Below are 6,969 nucleotides of genomic sequence, written 5' to 3' on the forward strand. Positions count from 1 at the left end.
ATTTTTTTTCCATCAAATATTCAAAAAAATGATGATTTAAACATCATAACTTATTGCAATGGCATTGAACGCTGTAAGTAGTACAGGAGGTACAGCATATTTATTAATGCATTGACCAAACAAAATCCGGCATTGATTGAAACCGCCCGTGTTTTATGGGAGCAAGGAGGTTTGTTACCTGATACTTATGTCATCGATGTTGATCAGGTCTTGGCAAATGCCAGACGTCTGCTTGCTGTGGCGAAGCGCTATGATATTTCTCTGTATTTGATGACCAAGCAGATTGGGCGTAATCCTTGGCTGGCACGCAAGCTTATAGAACTGGGTTATCAGGGTGTTACAGTGGTGGATTTCAAGGAAGCAAGAACATTAATAAGAAGGAAGGTTCCGGTTATTCATGCAGGACATTTGGTACAGATCCCGCGGAATATGGTCTCCCCTGTGATACAGCAACACCCGGAAGTGATCACGGTGTTTTCTTTAGAAAAAGCGGAGGAAATTTCTTGTTTTGCGCAACACCAGGGACATGTGCAATGCATTATGTTGAAAGTTTATGATGATCATGATCATCTCTATCCAGGTCAGGAAGCGGGTTTTCATTTATCGGAATTGAATGATGTTACTCGTCGTATTATAGCGATGCCCGGCGTAAAGCTGGTGGGATTAACCCATTTTCCTTGTTTATTGTGGCAGGAGGTACAACAGCAAACACTGCCAGCACCAAATTTGTTTACTTTGCTGAAAGCAAGAGACATTTTACGGCAAGCAGGGGTTGAGGTGACGCAGATAAACGCGCCATCGGCATCAAGCTGTAGCACACTACCGTTATTGGCAAAGTATGGGGTTACCCATGCAGAACCGGGACATGCATTGACAGGTACAATTCTTGCGAATTTTCAGGGAGAGCAGCCTGAACGTATTGCTATGTTGTATCTGACAGAAATATCTCACCGGTTTAATGGCAATAGTTATTGCTATGGCGGTGGTTACTATCGCCGTGGACAGGCTCATAACGCGTTGGTCTTTATGCCAAACGGACAGGTTATATCTACCCATTTGCTGCCGATGGATGGTGCCAGCATTGATTACCACTTTTCCCTTAGTGGTGAATATCCAGTTGGCTGTGCTGTGGTGCTGTGCTTTCGCACTCAGATATTTGTGACTCGCAGTGATGTGGCATTGGTCAGTGGTATCCAGTCAGGACATCCGGTGCTGGAAGGGCTTTATGACAGCCAGGGAAACCATATTCCTGTTAATGGGGAAATGACCGATGAGTAAATGCATTTTCATGATTCTATCCGGACAGCCTTTCTGATGACTAAACAAAACAGGATTGATGCGTCCGGCTATACCTATGCACATGAGCATCTGCATATTGATTTATCACCATTTAAAAACAACATTGATTGTCGGTTGGATCAATATGACCTGATTTGTGAAGAGATGAAAACACTGGTCAACCTTGGCGTAAGTAATATTGTGGAAATGACCAATCGTTACATGGGGCGTAATCCACAGTTTATGCTGGATTTGATGCGGGATTCTGGCATTAACGTAATTGCCTCAACGGGCTATTACCAGTCTGCTTTTTTTCCTGGACATGTCTCGCATACGCCAGTCCGGCAACTGGCGGATGAAATGATTGTTGAGATTGAGCAAGGCATTGGGGGTACAACGCTGAGAGCTGGGGTGATTGCGGAAATTGGTTCCAGTAAAGGGATTATCACACCTGATGAAGAAAAAGTATTTCATGCCGCGGCAATAGCGCATTTAGAAACAGGACGTCCCATCTCTACACATACCTCATTAAGTACCATGGGGCTTGAGCAACTGGCGTTATTGAAAAAGCATGGTGTAGATGCTGAACGGGTGGTTATCGGGCACTGTGACTTGCGGGACAATTTGGACAATATCCTGCGTATGATTGAACAGGGGGCTTATGTACAGTTCGATACTATTGGCAAGAACGATTACTACCCAGATGAAAAACGTGTTGCCATGCTACAGATATTGTCCCAGCGCGGTTTACTTAACCGTGTCATGTTATCGATGGATATAACCCGTCGCTCCCATTTGAAGGCCAATGGTGGTAATGGTTTTGACTATTTAATCCGCACCTTTGTGCCTATGCTGAGGAATGCCGGATTAACGCAAATAGAAATTGATCTAATGTTACGTGACAACCCAACGGTATTTTTCAACTAAAGGAAAACATATGAGATTTGTTATTGGAGGACAAATTGAGAAAGAAAAAATTGCGGAAACTTTACGACGTTTGGCTGGAGATAAAGCTTCATCCATTACCTTAATGAGCGATATTGAAGCCGCCATGGCACTGAAAAATGGTAGTGCGGATTATTATTTGGGGGCTTGTAATACCGGTGGGGGGGCCTTGGCAATGGCAATTGCCATTGTGGGGAACGATAAATGTGCCACGCTTAGCATGCCGGGGAAAATCCTGTCTGATGAAGAGATTATTGCGCATGTGAATGCCGGGAAGACCGCGTTTGGTTTTATTGGTCAGGATACAGAAATCGTTATCCCAGTGCTTATCGGGGCTATTTTTTCTTCATAAGGACATCAGAAGATGGAATACGAATTTTTCACGCGTTTAATGGAAATTGATCCGTTTAAAGCGGGTTTGTTAGCGGTGATTGGCGGAATTTCTGCCATGATGGCTAACCGTGGTATTGCGGTATTTCATGACGGGTTGCGCCCTTTGATGCCGGAACATCTTGAAGGACGTATGAATCGCCAAACCTTAGCGGCGACCAGTTTTGCCTTAAGTTTTGGTTTGGTTATCGGTTTTGGTATTCCGTTCTCGCTGACAGCCCCGATTATTCTGGTGCATAGCTTGTTACTGGGCACGGATGTGATTGGCACTTGGTGCGCAAACAGTAAAAAAGGTTTCGTGCTTTCTGGTGTCCTGGGGGCGTTATATGCCATCGCTTTGATGACAGGTTTACGATCTGTTGTCGACATCTTTGCCCATTTGCCGGTTAATTTCATGAACAATCTGAGTAAAGTTGGTGATCCCATTGTTGCCTGCTTTGCGTTATTCCCTGCGATTGTTGTCGCGTATCAATATGGATATCGCAAAGGGATGTGGGTACTGATTGCGACACTGGCGGGGTATGTTGCGACGAAAGCCGTGGGGTCACTTAGTTTTGGCGGATCACTCAGCAAACCAGTGCAATTAGACCCCAACGGGGTAGCGCTACTGATTTCGATGATTGTGATGTTCTACTTTGCAATGAAAGAGCGTGCTCCTGTGGCAGGAGATGGGCAAATTCCAGCCAAAGGTGAGAATGAGATGTTAGTGGGATTATTCTCCACGCGAATACAGCGTATTCAAAATAACATCTGGTTATTGGTGCTGAGTGGTGGTTTGACGGCTGTAGCTTCTTCGATGTCTCTCAGTCTACTGGCGGAGGGGCCGGTATCACTGCAATTGATGGCGCAGGGGGAAGGGGCTAACGCCACGTTGGTGGCTTTGGCCAGGGCAATCAGCTTTGTTCCATTAGTTGGTATGACGGCTATTGCTACTGGAGTGTATAGTCCGGTGGGGATGAAATTCGTGTTTGTTGCTGGATTAGTCACGAATAACCTGTGGATTGCCTTCATTGCTGGCGGTGTGATTATGTTTATGGAAATCAAACTACTGGCGAAAATTGCTATCTGGCTGGATAAATATCCCGGCGTAAAAGCTTGTGGTGATCATATCCGAACCGTCATTACCCGCATGTTGGAGGTTTCCTTATTGGTGGGGGGAATGATTGCTTCCAACGCTATTTTGCCGGGAATGGGATTTATGGTGGTGGCAGGCATTTATCTGCTCAATCGTACTTCTAAACGTCCTTTAGTTGAAATGGCTATTGGGCCAATTGCGACGATTGTTGTTGGTATTCTGGCTAACGTCATTTATCTGATAGGTATCCGTTAATTGAAAGATCCTTTCTCCCTTTATTTATGATGGCAGCGATAAAGGGAGAAAGCCGGAGAGCAGATGTTGAATACTTATCCATTACGCAGCTTGAATATGGAGCAGGCGCAGCGAAAACAGTTTCATTTAGTTGATATCATCTGCCGCCATTTTCCCGGCGCTGATTTTTTGACTACTGGCGATTTGGGATTGGTTCCGGGGCTGAACCAACCACAAATGACGCAACGAGTTGAAAGTGTCATTGCAGATTTCTTTTCCGCTGAATCTGCTGTATTGGTGCAAGGAGCGGGAACCGGGGCAATACGCTGTGGTCTGGCGGCATTAGTTAACACGGGTGATACTCTGTTGGTTCATGATGCACCGTTATATCCCACTACTGCGACTATTGCTGAACAGATGGGTTTGAATCTTGTACGGGCTGATTTCAATCAATCTGAACAAATACGTGCTGCGATTTTACAACATCGCCCGGTAGCCGGGTTGGTCCAACATACGCGCCAGAAAATCGATGATTCTTATGAGTTGTCTACAGTGATTTCATTGATGAATGCGGCGTCGTTACCGGTACTGGTTGATGATAATTACGCCGTTATGAAAGTAGAGCATATTGGTTGTGAATGTGGCGCTGCGTTATCGACTTTCTCTAGTTTTAAATTGTTTGGACCGCAAGGTGTTGGTGTCGTGGTAGGTCAAAAAGCGGCAATCGACAGCATCCGGCGTAGCATGTATTCAGGAGGCAGCCAGGTGCAGGGATTTCAGGCATTGGAAGTGTTGCGTGGGTTGGTATTTGCGCCGGTAATGCATGCTGTGCAGGCTCAAGTGAGTGAAACGCTGGTTACCTGGCTTAATCAGGGAATAATACCTCAAGTCAAACAGGCAGTTATTGCCAATGCGCAATCTAAAGTATTGTTAGTGGAATTTTATGATGAGATTGCAGAACAAGTTCTTTGCTTTGCACATAAACTTGGTGCACTGCCTTATCCGGTTGGTGCTGAATCAAAGTTCGAAATTCCACCATTGTTTTACCGGTTATCTGGTACATTCCGTCAATCCGATCCCACTTTAGAAAAACGGATGATACGAATAAATCCTAATCGAAGCGGTGCGGAAACGGTGATGAGAGTTTTGAGTGAAAGTTGCGCGCGAGCTATCGCTTTACTGTGATTAGGAGTCAAATTAAGTAAAGAGTTATTATGAAAGCGGAACATCCGCCACAATGGGCGGTATATTGTCAGTTATTTAAAACGTTTCAACGTATTTGGGGTATAAAGCCTTAGTGTTAAAATTTTATAGTTTGATGGAATAGAAAAATCCGCAATATCATTAATTGTGTTCCCAATTATTACTCAAATTATCGATAGATCAGAGAGAAATAGATATAGCAAAATCGATTATTTACAGTAAAAAATGGCCTATAGATAGAGAATATCTTGATGGAACATATAGGTCATAACCTTTTTCTTTACAAAGTGATCGTAATTCCACTGTTGAAGTGACAGACAATTTTTCGTAGATATTTTCGAAATATTTTTCTACGGTACGGCATGACATATGCATTTCATTAGCCATATCTTTGTTATTGATACCGCAGCAAAATAGAAAAATCATGACCCACTCAGTTTCTTTTAAAATATCATTAGGGGGCTTAGAACTGACCGCTATGGGCGCACAGTTCTTCATATAATGAGACACAGTAAAATACTCTACTTCTTTAGCATGAGAAATAATTCCCATACATTGGTTATTTTCATCCATCAAGGGATATTTTTCGCAAAAATAGGATTTAGGTTGTCGGCCATTACCTTGAGGATAAGTCCCAATCGATGATATTCGTTGCATACATTCTAAGACCTGGCGATCATGTTCTTTAAAATGATGAGAGAAACCATTAACTGGTGTTGGTAATTGTTCATCGGTATATCCGATAACATCAAAGTTCTCAGGTAACTTATTGGCTTTTATAAACACCGTATTGGCATAAATAAACCGGGATTCCTTATCTTTTACAAACCAAGGATCGGGGCTTCTATCCCACATATTTGTGAACTGACGGGTAATACAAGAAACTTTTCTAAATACTGATTGATTCATACATATCCTTCGAGGTAATTATTGTTTTTTAACCCATTTGACTATTAGGTATATTCTTTATGAAAAAAACATATTCCCGCAGAGCTGTCTATTTTATCAATAAATAGTGGACAAAGGTAGCATATAGAAACTGGGAACTAATACGTAATCTAAGACAATAAAAATTTCTCTGGTATAAAGTGATTAAAGTTATTGGCCAGACAATATTCTTCCAGTTGCTGATTGGAGTTAACGTTGACCTTGCGATATATTTGGGTCATATGAATCTCAACAGTGTGATAGGCGATATTCAGTATCTGCCCAATCTGTTTTCTGGAGTGTTTTTGTAGAAAGAGAAAGATGATATCCCATTCACATTGAGTAAAAAGAGTAGTAGGTGGTTGGAGTATAATCGATGATGGGAGCTTGTCATAATATTGGTATAAGCTAGCCAATGAGTACTTTTTAGCTTTCCACATATGATACATAATCCCTATGCAACTCCCATCTTCATGATAAAAAGGTTGTTTCTCACAAAAATAAGAAGACAAAGTTTGCTCTTTGCCAAATACATGTGTTTCAAGAGAACATACTCTCTCTCCTTTGGTCATGACATCTTTATCGTGAGCAATAAATTCTTTTGCAAATTCAGCGCCATCCCAGGGCAATTCATGATCGTAACGGCCTTCGTAATCAAATGCTTCTTTGAAATTATGGATGGATTTTTTGGTTGCAGAATTACCATAAATGAAATTTGAAGAACTATCTTTTATTCCCCATGGTTCATTGCTCATCTCCATTGTGTTAATAATTTGAGGTGAAATTGTATAGTTCTTCTTCATATTAATAAAAGCTCCTTTTTAATCTAAGGGTTAAAGAAACATTCTGCTTTCTGGCTGTACAAATCTCTCTGGGACATAGAGATCATAATCATTCAAGCGACAATATTCTTCCAG

7 protein-coding genes and 1 pseudogene are annotated in these 6,969 nt (G+C 42.3%); 5 read left to right on the forward strand and 3 right to left on the reverse strand.

All coding sequences use genetic code 11. The annotated features are described in order from the left end of the window. The first annotated feature begins 96 nt into the window (after nt 1-96). The 5 genes from BO26_RS19995 to BO26_RS20015 all read left to right on the forward strand — a co-directional run bounded on the left by BO26_RS19995 (nt 97) and on the right by BO26_RS20015 (nt 5,107). Nucleotides 97-1,278 carry a YhfX family PLP-dependent enzyme gene (locus tag BO26_RS19995; RefSeq protein WP_036774568.1) on the forward strand — a complete coding sequence of 394 codons (1,182 nt, stop codon included), beginning with the start codon at nt 97-99 and terminating at the stop codon, nt 1,276-1,278. A gap of 36 nt (nt 1,279-1,314) precedes the next feature. Beyond that, nucleotides 1,315-2,205 carry a phosphotriesterase-related protein gene (locus BO26_RS20000; RefSeq protein WP_036774635.1) on the forward strand — a complete coding sequence of 297 codons (891 nt, stop codon included), beginning with the start codon at nt 1,315-1,317 and terminating at the stop codon, nt 2,203-2,205. Nucleotides 2,206-2,215: 10 nt separating this feature from the next. Beyond that, nucleotides 2,216-2,575 carry a DUF2620 domain-containing protein gene (locus BO26_RS20005; protein WP_036774570.1) on the forward strand — a complete coding sequence of 120 codons (360 nt, stop codon included), beginning with the start codon at nt 2,216-2,218 and terminating at the stop codon, nt 2,573-2,575. A gap of 12 nt (nt 2,576-2,587) precedes the next feature. After that, complete coding sequence (locus BO26_RS20010) at nt 2,588-3,943, forward strand: YhfT family protein (RefSeq protein WP_036774571.1); 1,356 nt, start codon at nt 2,588-2,590, stop codon at nt 3,941-3,943. A gap of 66 nt (nt 3,944-4,009) precedes the next feature. After that, a complete protein-coding gene (locus BO26_RS20015; RefSeq protein ID WP_036774638.1) occupies nt 4,010-5,107 on the forward strand; it encodes an aminotransferase class V-fold PLP-dependent enzyme in 1,098 nt (365 codons plus the stop codon). 231 nt (nt 5,108-5,338) lie between these two features. Here BO26_RS20015 and BO26_RS20020 read toward each other — a convergent pair whose 3' ends face one another. The 3 genes and pseudogenes from BO26_RS20020 to BO26_RS24345 all read right to left on the reverse strand — a co-directional run. Continuing rightward, a complete protein-coding gene (locus BO26_RS20020; RefSeq protein WP_036774572.1) occupies nt 5,339-6,034 on the reverse strand; it encodes a helix-turn-helix transcriptional regulator in 696 nt (231 codons plus the stop codon). Between the two features lie 149 nt (nt 6,035-6,183). Beyond that, nucleotides 6,184-6,855 carry a PAS and helix-turn-helix domain-containing protein gene (locus tag BO26_RS20025; RefSeq protein WP_036774574.1) on the reverse strand — a complete coding sequence of 224 codons (672 nt, stop codon included), beginning with the start codon at nt 6,853-6,855 and terminating at the stop codon, nt 6,184-6,186. A 30-nt stretch (nt 6,856-6,885) separates the two neighbouring features. Then, nucleotides 6,886-6,969, reverse strand: a pseudogene (locus BO26_RS24345) (helix-turn-helix transcriptional regulator); the annotation flags it as partial.

This window comes from Photorhabdus australis DSM 17609 (assembly GCF_000711895.1).
Classification (GTDB): Bacteria; Pseudomonadota; Gammaproteobacteria; order Enterobacterales; family Enterobacteriaceae; genus Photorhabdus; species Photorhabdus australis.

Coding starts and splice junctions, on each gene's coding strand:
- BO26_RS20000 (WP_036774635.1), top strand. CDS start 1,315: ATGACTAAACAAAACAGGATTGATGCGTCCGGCTATACCTATGCACAT.
- BO26_RS20005 (WP_036774570.1), top strand. CDS start 2,216: ATGAGATTTGTTATTGGAGGACAAATTGAGAAAGAAAAAATTGCGGAA.
- BO26_RS20010 (WP_036774571.1), top strand. CDS start 2,588: ATGGAATACGAATTTTTCACGCGTTTAATGGAAATTGATCCGTTTAAA.
- BO26_RS20020 (WP_036774572.1), bottom strand. CDS start 6,034: ATGAATCAATCAGTATTTAGAAAAGTTTCTTGTATTACCCGTCAGTTC.
- BO26_RS20025 (WP_036774574.1), bottom strand. CDS start 6,855: ATGAAGAAGAACTATACAATTTCACCTCAAATTATTAACACAATGGAG.